General features: G+C 32.9%; 15 protein-coding genes and 2 tRNA genes. 12 read left to right on the forward strand and 5 right to left on the reverse strand.

The window, feature by feature from the left end:
- The first annotated feature begins 11 nt into the window (after positions 1 to 11).
- Both RBH29_RS08530 and RBH29_RS08535 read left to right on the forward strand, forming a co-directional pair.
- Positions 12 to 533 carry a type 1 glutamine amidotransferase domain-containing protein gene (locus tag RBH29_RS08530; RefSeq protein ID WP_306696460.1) on the forward strand — a complete coding sequence of 174 codons (522 nt, stop codon included), beginning with the start codon at positions 12 to 14 and terminating at the stop codon, positions 531 to 533.
- Positions 534 to 765: 232 nt separating this feature from the next.
- A complete protein-coding gene (locus RBH29_RS08535) occupies positions 766 to 1,182 on the forward strand; it encodes a secondary thiamine-phosphate synthase enzyme YjbQ (RefSeq protein WP_306696373.1) in 417 nt (138 codons plus the stop codon).
- Positions 1,183 to 1,319: 137 nt separating this feature from the next.
- On the opposite strand, the gene RBH29_RS08540 is transcribed toward RBH29_RS08535, so the two are convergent.
- Positions 1,320 to 2,303, reverse strand: coding sequence for an aldo/keto reductase (locus tag RBH29_RS08540; RefSeq protein ID WP_306696374.1), 984 nt, complete (start codon positions 2,301 to 2,303; stop codon positions 1,320 to 1,322).
- 255 nt (positions 2,304 to 2,558) lie between these two features.
- On the opposite strand from RBH29_RS08540, the gene RBH29_RS08545 reads away from it, so the two are divergent.
- Entirely contained in the window at positions 2,559 to 3,026 is a 468-nt protein-coding gene (locus RBH29_RS08545; protein ID WP_306696375.1) for a LiaF transmembrane domain-containing protein, read from the forward strand.
- Between the two features lie 185 nt (positions 3,027 to 3,211).
- Here RBH29_RS08545 and RBH29_RS08550 read toward each other — a convergent pair whose 3' ends face one another.
- Both RBH29_RS08550 and RBH29_RS08555 read right to left on the reverse strand, forming a co-directional pair.
- Complete coding sequence (locus RBH29_RS08550; protein WP_306696376.1) at positions 3,212 to 6,043, reverse strand: glycosyl hydrolase 115 family protein; 2,832 nt, start codon at positions 6,041 to 6,043, stop codon at positions 3,212 to 3,214.
- A 132-nt stretch (positions 6,044 to 6,175) separates the two neighbouring features.
- A complete protein-coding gene (locus RBH29_RS08555) occupies positions 6,176 to 6,826 on the reverse strand; it encodes an HAD-IA family hydrolase (RefSeq protein WP_306696377.1) in 651 nt (216 codons plus the stop codon).
- A gap of 240 nt (positions 6,827 to 7,066) precedes the next feature.
- Here RBH29_RS08555 and RBH29_RS08560 point away from each other — a divergent pair.
- Together RBH29_RS08560 and RBH29_RS08565 are read left to right on the forward strand one after the other, a co-directional pair.
- A tRNA-Leu gene (locus RBH29_RS08560) sits at positions 7,067 to 7,157 on the forward strand.
- Between the two features lie 7 nt (positions 7,158 to 7,164).
- A tRNA-Met gene (locus RBH29_RS08565) sits at positions 7,165 to 7,241 on the forward strand.
- 133 nt (positions 7,242 to 7,374) lie between these two features.
- On the opposite strand, the gene RBH29_RS08570 is transcribed toward RBH29_RS08565, so the two are convergent.
- Entirely contained in the window at positions 7,375 to 8,610 is a 1,236-nt protein-coding gene (locus tag RBH29_RS08570; protein WP_306696378.1) for a site-specific integrase, read from the reverse strand.
- Positions 8,611 to 8,632: 22 nt separating this feature from the next.
- The gene (locus tag RBH29_RS08575) at positions 8,633 to 9,604 is read right to left on the reverse strand and encodes a hypothetical protein (protein ID WP_306696379.1); all 972 of its coding nucleotides are present in this window, start codon (positions 9,602 to 9,604) and stop codon (positions 8,633 to 8,635) included.
- A gap of 108 nt (positions 9,605 to 9,712) precedes the next feature.
- Here RBH29_RS08575 and RBH29_RS08580 point away from each other — a divergent pair, with 108 nt between their 5' ends.
- From RBH29_RS08580 to RBH29_RS08610, 7 genes are all read left to right on the forward strand, one after another.
- Positions 9,713 to 9,931 (forward strand): helix-turn-helix domain-containing protein, encoded by a 219-nt coding sequence (locus RBH29_RS08580; protein ID WP_306696380.1) that lies wholly within the window; start codon positions 9,713 to 9,715, stop codon positions 9,929 to 9,931.
- A 1-nt stretch (position 9,932) separates the two neighbouring features.
- Positions 9,933 to 10,172 carry a hypothetical protein gene (locus tag RBH29_RS08585; protein ID WP_306696381.1) on the forward strand — a complete coding sequence of 80 codons (240 nt, stop codon included), beginning with the start codon at positions 9,933 to 9,935 and terminating at the stop codon, positions 10,170 to 10,172.
- Between the two features lie 97 nt (positions 10,173 to 10,269).
- Positions 10,270 to 10,893: a CHC2 zinc finger domain-containing protein gene (locus tag RBH29_RS08590; protein ID WP_306696383.1), complete on the forward strand. Its 624-nt coding sequence runs from the start codon at positions 10,270 to 10,272 to the stop codon at positions 10,891 to 10,893.
- The gene (locus RBH29_RS08595) at positions 10,869 to 11,405 is read left to right on the forward strand and encodes a hypothetical protein (RefSeq protein WP_306696384.1); all 537 of its coding nucleotides are present in this window, start codon (positions 10,869 to 10,871) and stop codon (positions 11,403 to 11,405) included. Before RBH29_RS08590 ends, RBH29_RS08595 begins: the two co-directional genes overlap by 25 nt.
- Positions 11,398 to 12,693, forward strand: a complete 1,296-nt coding sequence (locus tag RBH29_RS08600) for a hypothetical protein (protein WP_306696385.1) — start codon at positions 11,398 to 11,400, stop codon at positions 12,691 to 12,693. Before RBH29_RS08595 ends, RBH29_RS08600 begins: the two co-directional genes overlap by 8 nt.
- Before the next feature lie 300 nt (positions 12,694 to 12,993).
- Positions 12,994 to 13,206 carry a hypothetical protein gene (locus RBH29_RS08605; RefSeq protein ID WP_306696386.1) on the forward strand — a complete coding sequence of 71 codons (213 nt, stop codon included), beginning with the start codon at positions 12,994 to 12,996 and terminating at the stop codon, positions 13,204 to 13,206.
- Positions 13,207 to 13,273: 67 nt separating this feature from the next.
- Positions 13,274 to 13,948, forward strand: a complete 675-nt coding sequence (locus tag RBH29_RS08610; protein WP_306696387.1) for a sigma-70 family RNA polymerase sigma factor — start codon at positions 13,274 to 13,276, stop codon at positions 13,946 to 13,948.
- Positions 13,949 to 13,993: the final 45 nt, after the last annotated feature.

Genomic DNA, 13,993 nt, shown 5'->3' on the forward strand with positions numbered 1-13,993 from the left:
GAGGAATAAAGATGAATTTAAAGGATAAAAAAGTTTTAAGTTTTATACACTCAAATTTTGAAGATCTTGAATTTTGGCATCCAGTTTTAAGACTTATGGAAGAAGGTGTTAGAGTTTATATTGCAGGTGAAAAAGCAGGGGAAACTTACGTTGGTAAATATGGAGTTCCTGCAGTATCTGATATTGCTTTTAATGAAATTAATCCTGACCACTATGATGGTATACTTGTTCCTGGTGGTTGGGCGCCAGATAAATTAAGACGTTTTCCAAAAGTTTTAGAAGTTGTTAGAGCAATAAATAAGCAAAACAAGCCAATTGGTCACATTTGTCATGCTGGGTGGGTTTTAATATCAGCTGGTATTGTAGAAGATAAAAAGGTTACGAGTACACTAGGAATAAAAGATGATCTTGAAAATGCTGGTGCCATATGGACTAATCAGCCAGTTGTAGTAGATGGCAATATAGTGTCTAGTAGAAAGCCTATGGATCTTCCATTATATATGAAGGCCTTTATCAATCTTCTTAAAGAGTAAAAAAACTATTATATAACTGAGTTCCCATTTTAAAAAGTATTGGACATTTTTTCGACCGTATTTCATATATCCTTGCAGGATTTAAGGATGTACAAAAAGAAGTCATATGTAAGTAAAGATAAAAAGTTGTGTTTATAAATAGTAAAAGTAACAAATTATATTCCTGAGTGCAAAAAATAATTAAATTAATAGCTGAAAAAGGCAATTTATTATTATATAGGAGGAGATAAAAATGAAATCATACCGTAAAGATTTATATTTTAACGTGCCATCAAGAAGGGCATATGTAAATATTACATCACAAGTTCAGGATTGCATTGATGAAAGCGGTGTAAAAGAAGGGCTGGTTCTAGTGAATGCAATGCATATTACAGCAAGTGTATTTGTAAATGATGATGAATCAGGGTTGCATCAGGATTTTGAAAAATGGTTAGAAGGTCTTGCACCGGAAAAGCCTCACAGTCAGTATAAACACAATGGATATGAAGACAATGCAGATGCTCATCTTAAACGTCAGGTTATGGGCAGAGAAGTAGTAGCAGCTATTACTGAAGGAAAATTAGATTTTGGACCATGGGAACAGATATTTTATGGAGAGTACGATGGAAAGCGTCAAAAACGTGTACTTGTTAAAATAATAGGTGAATAGAAGTGAACTCGTTTAGCTAAAGCTAAACATCGAGGCTTCAGGTGGAGTCTTAGAACAAGATAAAGCACTATGGATGCCTATTTTCGAGCATACATAGTGCTTTATTTAGTAAGGTTTGTTCTGGAACTTACAATGTTTTACCATAATTGATGAACACTATTTCTAATATATTTGTCGTATATATTTTTAACTTCTTCCATTTGCTTTTCTGACAATGGTGGCATGTCTGATGAAGCAGTATTTTGAACTACCTGTTCTGGAGTTTTTGCTCCAGGTATAGTACAGCTTACAGCATCTTCCATAAGAATCCACTTAAGTGCAAACTGTGCCATTGTACAATCTTCGGGCTTTATCTTAGAAAGCTCTTCTACAGCCTTAAGTCCTAATTCATAATCTACTCCAGAGAATGTTTCACCTCTGTCAAAGGCTTCTCCATTTCTGTTAAATTTTCTGTGGTCATCATCTTGGAAGGTGGTATCCTTTTTCATCTTCCCAGTAAGAAGTCCACTTGCTAAAGGAACCCTGACAATAATACCTACATTGTTTTCCTTGGCTTTTTTAAAGAATACTTCAGAGGGCTTAAATCTAAACATATTATATATTATCTGAACGGTACTTACATTAGGATAAGTTATTGCTTTTAAAGCTTCTTCTACAGTTTCTACACTAACACCATAATGAGCAATTTTACCCTTTTTTACGATTTCGTCCATTCCAGAAAAAAGACTTTCATTATCATAAACTGCTGTTGGAGGGCAGTGAAGCTGTAAAAGGTCAAGCTTATCCACATCAAGATTTTTAAGACTTCTATCAATAAAACTCTCAATATTTTCTTTTGTATAGCCTTCTAGTGTGTGAGGGTTAAGTCTTCTGCCAGCTTTAGTGGCTATGTAAAAGTTTTCTTTTGTACTTTTAGAAAGTTTGGAAAGCAGCTTTTCACTTCTACCATCACCATAAACATCGGCAGTATCGAAAAAGTTTATTCCCATTTCAAGAGCCTTTTCTAAAGCTTTCATGCTTGTGCTGTCATCAACATTTCCCCAAGTGCCTCCTATTGCCCAAGAGCCAAAAGATATTTCAGAAATTTTGTAACCTGTTTTTCCAAGTAATCTGTAGTTCATAACGGCCTCCTCTATGATAGTTTATTATAATCAATATGATATCATAGTAGCAACTACAATCAAAGGAATAAGTTTGTATGGAGCATTTATTTTATATAAGAATAGTGTATAATTAAAAACAAGAAATACAATTACAGTGAAAGATTAATAAAGAGGAGAATAATTTTTAAAGATTTATAAGACAATTTAATATATTTTACGTATATTAAGTTGTAAGCCTATAAAATTGATAATCATATATTGGGAGGAATAGTTGTGAAAAAGAATAATCCTATACTTGGAATAGCACTTGTCTTAATTGGAGCATTGCTTTTAGCTGCATATTATTTTGATACAGACATATTTAGCATGTCAAATTTGTGGCCACTTATTGTTTTAGGCTTGGGTATCACATTTGAAGTAAGTTATTTTATAAAAAGAAAAGATCCGGGGATTCTTGTTCCAGGAGGAATTTTAACAACTTTAGGTTTACTGTTTTTATTTGAAACTTTTACTAATTGGGAATTTTCTGCACGTACTTGGCCAGTGTATCTTTTAGCAGTAGCAATTGGGCTGTTTCAATTATATTTGTTTGGCGGAAGAGAAAAAGGACTTCTTATACCTGTGGCAATACTTTCTGCAGTTGCCATGACAGCATATTTAGATATCGGAAGAATTATTCCCGTTGCTCTTATTGCTGTAGGGGTTTACTTTATATTTTCTAAAAACAGTGAATTTGATTGAGTTGGCTTGGCAGAAACTTTAGCTTTGAGCAAACATAATTGAGGCTCTTTTTGCAAGGAAAGCAACAAGCCTCAACTATTTAAAAAACTGATTTTATCTTAATCGAATACTTCACTTTTTACAAGGTAGTAATCCTCTGTATAAAGTGGAGTATGACTTTACCATTTGGTGAAAGCTAAACCAGTTTATTTTTTGTAAAAGCTCTCAGGAGGGCCTAAATAACTTGGCATAACTCCTCCCATATCTAATACAATTTTTTGTATCACAATCCCTGGGTCTATCATGCTGATTTTTAAAGTGTGGTATCCAGCCTTTTCAATGTTATGAATAGATTCATATATCCTAACATTATTCATAACACCTTCAGACCAAAGCGGGTACTCTTCTGTAGCATCAAAAGTTTTTGGAAAGGTATCTACAATCTTTTTTTCTTCTAGGTCAAAGCCTATGGCAAATTTTAAACCCCTGTCCCTGTTAACATTTAAGCTTGGTGCAGTGTAAACCATTACTTTTATTTTGCCAGGGTTTGATATATATACACCATACTCAAGTGTAGGACTGTTTTCAGAAGGTGAAAAACTATTTGATGTAAAGGGCAGTGTTATCATAGAAGATAAGGTTCTACCGTAATCAGGAACGTTTACCCACTTTGCATCGTTTGCCTTTGTAGACTCTTTAAAATGTTTGGCCTCAATAGAGATGTAACCTTTGGATTCAATAAAGGTCATTTTAGGCAAAGAATCAATAGAGGGCTCATCTGGGTTGGATATTTTTATGTTAATGTAAAAATTCTTATTATTACCCTGCACAGTAATAGAACTTGTAATGCTTTCTCCTTTAGGTGCATTGCTCCAGTCAATTTCCACTTCTATTCTCTCTTGTTTTATTATTTTTCCACTGGTTTGACTCAATATAATCCAAGGCTCTGACTTTTCAAGTTTATATTCAAATGAATCTGATTTTTTATTAAAAAGTTCAAAATAGTGCTTTTCATCTGTATATACACTGAATTCAGGCAGGTTGCATGTTGAACCATCATCTGTCCAAGTTTTAGAGGAGCCTTCTACGGAAAGAGCCATTTGGGATCCAGCAGTTAAAGTGATGGTTTTAACTTCAGGCATGTAATTGTCCTCTGGTCCTCTCCAATTTGACTTACCAATATGGGGCTGAATCATCATAAGATTCCATTTTCCTGAAGACATTTCTTCATTATAATATCTGGTATCTTCTGATTCATCATTGAAGGTCTTTTCTGTTAATTTCGCATAGTCATTAGCCATTGCCCTGCCCTGTATTGCATATAACTGATTTAGCCCAGCGAAAACATGCATTTTAAGTATATTTCTACTTGCCCTAATTGGATATAGTACAAGTTGGAAAAATGCATCCTTTTTGATGTCTTCTAAAGAATCATATATTTTTTCAGCCTTTTCAACAGCTTGGTTAAGTTCTGACAATACTCTTTCGGCTTCTCTGTAGTTGAGTAAACTAAAGGTATTCTCATAGACAATTTCAGGTTTTCTAATGCCGTTGTGTTTAGTATATTTTTTTATAATATCAGCAATATCTTCTGCATAATTATTTCCGAATTGTTCTTTTACCCACTTTAAAACAAAAAGAGATATATTGTCTTCTTTCCACTTATAAATATCCCAAGCTATTTCTAAAAAGAATGAAATAGGTAATTCCATAGGTTTTAAATCGCCTACATTTACAATCCAGACTCTGTAAACTCCATAATCATAAGTCATTTTCATTTGATTCCAGATTTTTTGTAAGGGTACTGTGTTAATCCACTGGTAACTTCTTGGGCCTCCAACATAGTCAAAGTGATAATACATGCCATAGCCACCGATACGACTTCGGTCTTTTTTGGAAGGTAGCTTTCTAATATTTCCAAAATTATCGTCAGCCAGCATTAAAGTAATATCTTCTGGTATTTCCATTCCTGCTTCATAAAAGTTTTGTACTTCTTTATACAAAGCCAAAATTTGAGGGACATCACTGGCTTTTTTGTCAAATTTATCTTCAATGATTTTTCGTTGATCAGAGATAATTTTTTCAAGCAGGTTCTTATTTTCTTCTACAGTACCACCTTCAATCATTGCTTCGTCACCGTCGCCACGCATACCGACAGTTACAGTACCTTCATAATCTTTTACCCTTTTAACACCTTTTTCCCAAAAATCATAGAGATTTTCTCTGTTTGTATAGTAATTCCAGTCTCCGTTTCCTTTAAGCTCCCATTCAACCCAGCTACGCATCATTGGCTCATGGTGAGAAGTTCCCATTACAATACCGTATTTGTCTGCATACACAGGATTTAAAGGATCCTCTTCATTAAACATTCTGGGTTTCCACATGGCAGGCCACAAATAATTTGCTTTTAGGCGCAGTATTAATTCAAACACTCTTTCGTAAAAATGGTGATTATAGTTTTCACCATAATTTTTATGTACCCAACAAGAAAGTGAAGGAAATTCGTCATTTAAAAAAATACCTCTAAATTTTACTGAAGGTTCACCAAATTTATATCTATCAGATTTTAAAAGGAGTTGATCACTTTTTTTAACAGGTACGTCAGCCCACCAATACCAAGGTGATACGCCTATTTCCTGAGAAAGATGATATACTCCAAAAATAGTCCCTCTCCTGTCACTTCCTGCAATAACCAGTGCTTGCTCTATGCCTTCCATTGGAGAATTCACCACTTGTATAACAAAGGATTCCCATTTTCCTTTGATATCATCTAAATTTATTTTCGCGGTTTTTATTAGATGGTCAATTAGCGGGCTTTTACCGATAGTGCCAATAATGACAACTTGCTTACTAATTTTATCCATTTTGTGAAAAAGCTTAGGTGTTTTAGTGGTTACTCTATTAAAGTCTTTTTGAAGATCTTTAACTGCACGTTGAACACCCCAAAAATCTTTACAATCACAGTAAAGATTAACAATGCTCTCTTTGCTAGAAAGTAAAAAGTATTGTTGGTTGCTTTCTTTTTTACAAACTATCATAATTAGTCTCCTTTGTTATTGTTACGAATTTGAAATGAAAATAGTAATTATTAATCAGTATTTGTCCATACAATTATACCATAATTTAACACACTATATGAGGAAAACATAAAAAACTTATAAACATTTTACTCATAAATCTCTGATGTTTGAATTAACTTTATGAATAATACTTATTAGTTCTTTTGGTGTATTAGCTAAGTAATCCGGCTTATTATTTTCAAGAAGCTCTTTTGAGTCGTACCCCCATGTAACCGCAATAATGCTGACTCCAGATTTTTTACATGCTGTTATATCTCTTTGTTCGTCACCTATATAAATAACGTCCTCTTTTTTAAGATTATTTTTTTTAATAAAAGCGTTTATAGTCAAATGTTTTCCAAAAAGATTTTTAGATGAATGGATACTATTAAATTCATCAATTTCATTTCTCTTTAATACTTCTTTTATTGTATCTTCTGAATTTGAAGATATGATATTAAGATTATAATTTTCACTTTTTAAAATGCTTATAACTTCTTTCATATCTTCAAATGCGTTAACATTAGAAAAGAAATGTTTAAATTTCTTCTTTGCCTCATGATATAAAAAAGGTATTTTTAATTTGGGTACAAGAAGAAAGTCACATTTTTTAACAATTGACATTTTGCTTAAAGCTGAAAAATCACGAGATGTTATTTTTTTGTAGTTGTGTTCCTGAGCCAGTTCATTATACATTTGAACTGCTGCATCTATTGAATTAACTATTGTTCCATCAAAATCAAATACAAGAGTTTTTTGCATATGCATACATCCTTCATTTTTTAATATACTATCATTATAAATAAGGGTTATAGAAATGTAAATTGAAGAACTAATTTTTCGTAAAAAAAATTAAACTTTAATTTAGGGAGCAATCAAGGTGTTACACCAAGGTGTAATCATAAATAAACCCCAAGGTAAAAAATAACATTAAAAATAGTGTTGACATTTCTTAAAATATATATTACACTAATATAGTCGCGTTGAGGTGATGTGTTCAATGCCGGAGTGGCGGAATTGGCAGACGCACAGGACTTAAAATCCTGCGAGACTTTAAATTCTCGTACCGGTTCGATTCCGGTCTCCGGCACCAATGACGTCGCGGAGTGGAGCAGGTCGGTAGCTCGTCGGGCTCATAACCCGAAGGTCAGGGGTTCAAATCCCTTCTCCGCAACCAATTTAAACCCTAGAGTCAAAAGACTTCTAGGGTTTTGTTATATATTAACATGGGTTAACATAATGGTAAAATGACTACTGTTTGACTACTGTAAATAAAAATAGTTATGGATAGTTAGCAATAAATAAAAGAATTAAGCTTTGTTTTTTTCTTCAGAATCATCTTTCTTTTTAATTAACCCTTCCATGATATTAGCAGCTTCTTTATCGGCTGATTGAAGTGCATGAGCATAAACTGACAATGTAACATTAGGATTAGCATGTCCTAGCCTAGAAGCTACAGCACGAACATTTAAGCCAGAGTGTAATAACATTGTGGCTGATGTGTGCCTTAGGTCATGCAGTCTTATATCATTGAGGTCATGACGTTTTAAGAATTTTTTAAATGTTTTTGTAAAAGTATCAAGATGCATAATGTAACCTTCCATACTAGCGAATAACCATTCAGGGTCAACCCAATTACCACCTTGTTTTAACCTCTCTTTTTCTTGCCAGAGCGTGCCAAGAGTTAATTTTTGTTCTAACCACCACGACCGATAAAATTTTAATACTTGTACTAGAGAATCAGGAATTGCTATTTGTCTGATAGATGAACGTGTTTTTGGTTTTTTAATTATGATGCCTGTTTCAGGTGTGTATTCTGCAGCTTGTTTTATATGTATTACTCCATTATCAAGGTCAATATGTTTCCATTGCAAAGCGGCAAGTTCTCCACGCCTGCAACCTGTCATAAGAGATACTAAAATCATTGCTTGAATTTTTATAGGCTCTTGGGAAAGGCAATCATAAAATTTTATAAGTTCGTCCTCTTCTAAATATTTCATTTCCTGTTGCTCTGCCTTTGGAGGTTTAACTCTAACACAAGGGTTTTCTTTTATCATTCCCCATTGAAAGGCACTGTTGAGCATAGCACTTAATACACCATGATAATGACCTATAGTTTTGTTTGATAAAGATCCCTTTTTTCCATCTTCACGTATGCTAGGTTCTTGTAAATTTCTATAGAACTCTAATAAATGCAAAGGTTTTATTTGATCTAACTTTAAATGTCCTAAAGCCTTATTTACTCTACCTTTTAACATTCCTTTATATCTGTATAGGGTTTTGTTTTCAAGGTTTTTCCCATGCTCTACAAGCCATTTATCAATAAAATCTGATAAGGTAAACTTTGAAGGGTCATAATATTCACCTTTTTCAACAGCTAATTCAAATTCTGCAGCAATTTTATTTAATTCTTTTTCCCATTGTTTATCTGTTATTTTATCAGGCCTTTTAACTGATTTTTGCTTTGTTAGTTTTTTACCACCAGAATCATAGCCAGCACTGACTATGATTTGATAGCTGTTACCCCTTTTTCTTATACTTGCCATTGGCTATTCCCCACTTTCTTTTTTATATTTTATCTTTTATACCTTTAAAAGCTCTGTAAACACCTTCCCAAGTAGTATATTTATCTTCTGGATGATTTGAATTCCATTCTTCCATAGCATTAATCCAAAATTTCTTTATGTCTTTTTCAGGGGCTCCTCCCATATCCATCACTAACCTGTAAAGAGTTAATTGCTTGTCTTTAATGCTCTTTTTTCGTGAAAAATTTAATTCTTTACGATAGTTTTTGTATATGGATTGCATATGTTCAAAAGTCAAATCTGTTGTATTTATTGTAATGAATACCTGTTTTTTATGTAACTGTTCACCATTTGGCAATTCATTAGATTCTTGGCTTACTTTTATGCTGTACAAAGGCACCACAGGTTCAATTCCCGTTAAAATAAACATAGTTACTGCATGCTTAGGAAATCTTGTTGCTTTAGATATTGAGTCAATTTTATCGGCCAATTGCCGCAAGTCTTTGTGTTTTACCTTGATAGCTTCAACCCATTCTTTACTAGAACTTGTACTTGGAAATGTTAAAACTTTGTTAACTTCATTAACGCCTCCTAAAACCCCTCCGTTTTTAGAAAGCCGTAAAAATTCTTCGTGAAGTTTCTTTGTATTATCCTTCATTTTTTTATACTCATCAGGTATTGGCTCTTTAGATTTTATTCGAATCCACTCAACAGCCTCTTCAATTGTGTCAAAAGGAGGAAATTCATTATTAAACATGGTTTTTCTAATTTCTTTGACACAAGGCTCTATGGAATCAATAAGTATGTCATTCCTGAGCATGTTAATACTATCACTTTGAAGGTCTTCATCTTTAAAACTTAAAGCTAGTCCAATTATTTTTTTGGCCTTGGTAGTTATATCTTTTGAAGTAGCTATTTTGCAATAATATTCAAAAGCCTGTTTTAATTTTTTACTGGTTTTTAATTTTTCAGGAGATACTTTAAGGACTTCTCTCCATAAATCTTCTTTTTTCATAAATACCACCTTTCTACTGACGCTTAAAAAAGTATTGAATTCATTCTGATACAATTATATCATATAGACATAGAATAATTCAATAAAAATTTAAAGGGGGTTTGGGGTATGAAGAAAATATATAAAGACTTTAAGGAATTACCAATTTCTTTAAATGCAGAAGATATAGCAAAAATTCTTAATATATCTAGGCCATATGCTTACCAATTACTTAAAGAAGGTAAAATTCCAACATTAAGACTAGGAAAAAGAATCTTAGTTCCTAAAAATGAATTTTTGAAATGGATAGAAGAGAATACCGTTTCATCCGTGAAGGAGGTGCTTTGATATGCCCGCAAAAAGAGCAAAGTCAAGGGAAACGGCTGAGCATTTTGGATTACCCATAACATTCTTGAAGAACGGAGCCAGGTCAGGCTTGTTAACTGGGTGCTTTTTTAGAATTGGTTCACGTGGTGATTATTTGTGGGATTTTGAATTGCTAGAATTAAAATTAAAAGAGCTTACGACAGCCAATAAGGAGAATAAATCCAACTTCGAATATGGAAAATTAAGACGAATTGAGGTGTAAATATGAAAGTTTTTAAAATTATCAGTACCTCAAAAATGAACATAAACGTAAAAAAAGCCTTCATAAGAGCATATTTTGCATACTGGAGGTCTAAGGCATGAGCATATTTACCGAAGTTAAAGCTAATATCAAAACTTTAGAAGTAGCCAAAGCTTACGGATTAAATTTAAAAAGAAAAGGAAGTACATATTTTTGCGTTTGTCCTTTTCACAAAGAAAAAACAGGCTCTTTTGCAATTTATCCAGATAGAGGATTTTATTGTCATGGTTGTGGTGTTGGGGGCGATGTAATTAAACTCACAGAGTTACTTTTTAATTTAAACCCACTTGAAGCAGCTCACAAGATTGCCAGTGATTTTAATATTCCAGTGGAGGGAAAAAGAAATTACACAAAAGAGCAAAAGCGACAATTTGCTATTGAGCAACAAAAATTAAAAGATATAGCTGAATATTGGGCGAATCAAATTGAAGTTAAGTTCAACAATCTCTGCAATATGTTCAAGTTATTCCGAGAGTTGTTAAGTGAAGCCAAGGATATGGATAAGTCGGATATAAATTACCAATGGGTAAAGTTTCATTATGATTTTTTTGACCGGATTACAGAGAGGTTTGCAATAGGAGAAATTAAAGAGCAATTGCAAATGACGCAAAATATACAATCTATATACGAAATTGAGCTAAAGGGGTGGGAAAATGTATGGACAAAACAGCTGAAATTATAAATTTACTTAAGGAGGAACCAGAAAAACAAAAAAAGCTTGAAAAAGCCACTCCTGAAAGAGAACCAGAGGAAAAGTTTTCACCTAATGGGGTACAGGAGAGTTGGGGAGGGTATGTTAAGGTTCGCAAAGCTCCAACTATGCCAGGAGAAGAGGACACAGGTAAAATAATTAAAAAACCAATAACAGAATTTTTAATCGAACCTCAAAAATTAATTGTTTCAGATGAAAAAACAGAGTTGCAGGCAAATATAAAGCATGGTTTTCAAAAAATACCTATCGTGCTTACATCAAGTGATTTTGCAAGCCCGAGAGATTTTAAAAACGCTATTGGTAAAGTCTTAGGTCCTGCTGCAGGATGGTTTGATGGAAAACAAAGCGAGTTAACAGGAATTCAGAGGATTGTAAACGCTAAAGAAATCAAGAGGTTAAAAGGTGTAAAGCTTTCAGGACTTCATTACATAAATAAAAAATGGTTAATTATAACGAGCAAAGGGGGAAGAAAGAATGCTTAAAAGAGTTAATGATGTTGCACTACTTGAATCATACAAAGGGCTTGAAAATCCTGATATTTTAGAGGAAAAGCCAGCGAATAAAGAAGATTTAAAAGCTTTATCACTATTACTTTTCAAGTTTAATGCTCCAGGAGTAGCAGCTTTATTTATTGGTTTTATGTGTGCTTTGTTTTTGAAGGAAAGGTTTTGGGTGGAGCTAGGATTTAAATTTCCTCATTTAGTAATATTGGGGATGAGTGGGTCAGGAAAAACAGAAACAATGAACTCAATAGGAATACCTATTATAAACATGTCAATAGATCAACAATTAGCAGCAAAACAGGCCACAGCTTTTACAACTTTGAAATTAGTGAGTTCTTCAAATTTAACACCTTTAATAATAACTGAATGGAAAGAAGAAACACTTTCAATGCATATAAGACAGGACGGTAAAAACTTAGTTAATAACGGTTATGACCGAAATAGAGGAGTTCGAGGGCAGATAAACCAAACCGTAAAATCTTATCAGTACACAGCTCCTATTATAATAATTGGTGAAAGCTTTGAGGCTGATAGGTCGGCTATTGAAAGAATAATAAGAATTTACTTAAACAAAGAAGATTCGATAGAGCAATCTGAATCATTTTTAAAGCTAAAATCCATGAATAAAACATTAAAGAAGTTAGGGAAAAGCATACTTTTAGAAGCTTTAAGTATAGAAAAAGAGACTTTAAAAAAGTGGCATGATAAAAATATAAGTCTAGTTGAGAAAACTTCCATACAAACAAGCAGAGGGAAAGAAAATATTTGTAAGGTACTTTGTGGGCTTGACATTTTGCAACTTGTTTATAACAATGCTGGGTTAACTTTCAAGGATGATAAATTAACAGCTATAAAGCATTATGCAATTGAGAGATATCAAGATGATACATTAGAGGGCAATTCAAATAGTAAAAGTGCAGTTGTTGAAGTATTGGAGGAAATAGATCAATTGGCTTATAGGCAATCAATCGTTGAAGAAAGGCACTACAAAATATTAGAACGCAGTAATGAGCTTGCCTTAGATGTTAAATCGATTTATGAAATTTTAGAAAAAGAAGTGGCTATGAGAAGAAATAAGTTACCTTTAAGTCAAGCAGAGTTTACGAGACTATTAAAAAGGGAGAGCTTCTTTGGTTCATATAAGACAGTAAGTCTTATTCCTCCAGGAGTAATTGACGGAACAAAAAAGCCACGAAGAACTTATGTCCTTAATATGTGTGATATAGAAGAAAGGGGAATTATTTTAAATTGTTTAACAAAAACATAAATTTTTAAACTATTCAAACTAGCGTTAAACTATCATTAAACTTATTTTATTTTCCTTAAAACATTGTGTATTCAATACTTTTAGATAATTTAAACTAATTAAACTACAGTTTAAAGATACCCTATACATGTAAGAAGATAAATAAATCACTAATATAATAATAATCTGTATGTGTGTGTCGAAAAGCTGGTTTAATTAGTTTAAATCTTAGAGAGCAAATTGTTTTAGGTACGTTTAAATATAGTTTAAATCAGTTTAAAGGAAGTTTAAAATCTTTATATAAAGAAAGGAGGTGAAACCATGTTAAAACTTTTAGAAATTTATATAATTGATGGCGTAAAGTGTGTTTGTCAAGTCATTGGCTGGACAGATAAAGACACTAGAGTAATTAAAGTGTTGAATGTACAATCAGACAATGACAACGATAAAAAATTAATAGACAAAATTTTTATCGGCCAAGAGCAGAAACACTTTGATGGAACTGAATTAATAAAAAAGCCCCTAGACGAATAAGGGCGATTAACGGAAACGCAAGCATTAACTTTTAAACCATTATACCATTTTAAAGGGAGTGCTTGCAATGGAAAATGAGGATTTAGTAAAAAGATATCAACAGGGAAACATAGAGGCACTTGCAGAGCTTACAGAAAAAAATATGGACCTTATAAAGTTTGCAGCAAGTAAATTTTACATCAGTTGCAATTACATAGACTTTGATGATTTAACTCAGGAGTCCTGGACAGGATTTTTAAAGGCAGTAGAGACATTTAATCCAGAACATGAATCAAAAGCAAAGTTTAGCACCTGGGCTATTTACTGGATCAGGCAGTCAATACAAAGATATTTAGAACAAAAGACACCTAAATCTAAAGAGAAAAGTATTTATGAGGAATATGGAGAGGACTTATCTTTGATTGATAGCATTGAAGATCCAGAGATAGAAAGAAAGCTTTATGATTATGTTGAAAAACGAGAGCTTAGAGCAGAGCTTGAAAGGTTAATGAAAGAGCATTTGACATTGCAACAGTCTGAAGTATTGAAATTAAAATATGGCTGGACAAATAAAAAAATATTTACACATAAAGATATTGAAAAGCTTGGATTCAATAACTCCAAACGAGAACATGACAAAGCAATAAAAAAACTTCGTGAAACACCTTGGGGAAGAGTTCAGTGTAAAAATCACTGGAAAGAGAAAAGGGTAAAACTCTTATTTCAAAATCCAGTTACTATAAGTCTTCTATCTCAGACCTAAAAGCGAAGATGGAACCTGTTTATCAGTTCAGCGAATGAAAAAACT

The sequence above is a fragment of the Herbivorax alkaliphila genome (assembly GCF_030848475.1).
GTDB lineage: Bacteria > Bacillota > Clostridia > Acetivibrionales > Acetivibrionaceae > Herbivorax.

What these genes read in the sequence shown, in the direction of transcription:
- RBH29_RS08530 (WP_306696460.1), top strand. Translation starts at nt 12, where the DNA reads ATGAATTTAAAGGATAAAAAAGTTTTAAGTTTTATACACTCAAATTTT.
- RBH29_RS08535 (WP_306696373.1), top strand. Translation starts at nt 766, where the DNA reads ATGAAATCATACCGTAAAGATTTATATTTTAACGTGCCATCAAGAAGG.
- RBH29_RS08540 (WP_306696374.1), bottom strand. Translation starts at nt 2,303, where the DNA reads ATGAACTACAGATTACTTGGAAAAACAGGTTACAAAATTTCTGAAATA.
- RBH29_RS08550 (WP_306696376.1), bottom strand. Translation starts at nt 6,043, where the DNA reads ATGATAGTTTGTAAAAAAGAAAGCAACCAACAATACTTTTTACTTTCT.
- RBH29_RS08555 (WP_306696377.1), bottom strand. Translation starts at nt 6,826, where the DNA reads ATGCAAAAAACTCTTGTATTTGATTTTGATGGAACAATAGTTAATTCA.
- RBH29_RS08570 (WP_306696378.1), bottom strand. Translation starts at nt 8,610, where the DNA reads ATGGCAAGTATAAGAAAAAGGGGTAACAGCTATCAAATCATAGTCAGT.
- RBH29_RS08575 (WP_306696379.1), bottom strand. Translation starts at nt 9,604, where the DNA reads ATGAAAAAAGAAGATTTATGGAGAGAAGTCCTTAAAGTATCTCCTGAA.
- RBH29_RS08580 (WP_306696380.1), top strand. Translation starts at nt 9,713, where the DNA reads ATGAAGAAAATATATAAAGACTTTAAGGAATTACCAATTTCTTTAAAT.
- RBH29_RS08585 (WP_306696381.1), top strand. Translation starts at nt 9,933, where the DNA reads ATGCCCGCAAAAAGAGCAAAGTCAAGGGAAACGGCTGAGCATTTTGGA.
- RBH29_RS08590 (WP_306696383.1), top strand. Translation starts at nt 10,270, where the DNA reads ATGAGCATATTTACCGAAGTTAAAGCTAATATCAAAACTTTAGAAGTA.
- RBH29_RS08595 (WP_306696384.1), top strand. Translation starts at nt 10,869, where the DNA reads ATGGACAAAACAGCTGAAATTATAAATTTACTTAAGGAGGAACCAGAA.
- RBH29_RS08600 (WP_306696385.1), top strand. Translation starts at nt 11,398, where the DNA reads ATGCTTAAAAGAGTTAATGATGTTGCACTACTTGAATCATACAAAGGG.
- RBH29_RS08605 (WP_306696386.1), top strand. Translation starts at nt 12,994, where the DNA reads ATGTTAAAACTTTTAGAAATTTATATAATTGATGGCGTAAAGTGTGTT.
- RBH29_RS08610 (WP_306696387.1), top strand. Translation starts at nt 13,274, where the DNA reads ATGGAAAATGAGGATTTAGTAAAAAGATATCAACAGGGAAACATAGAG.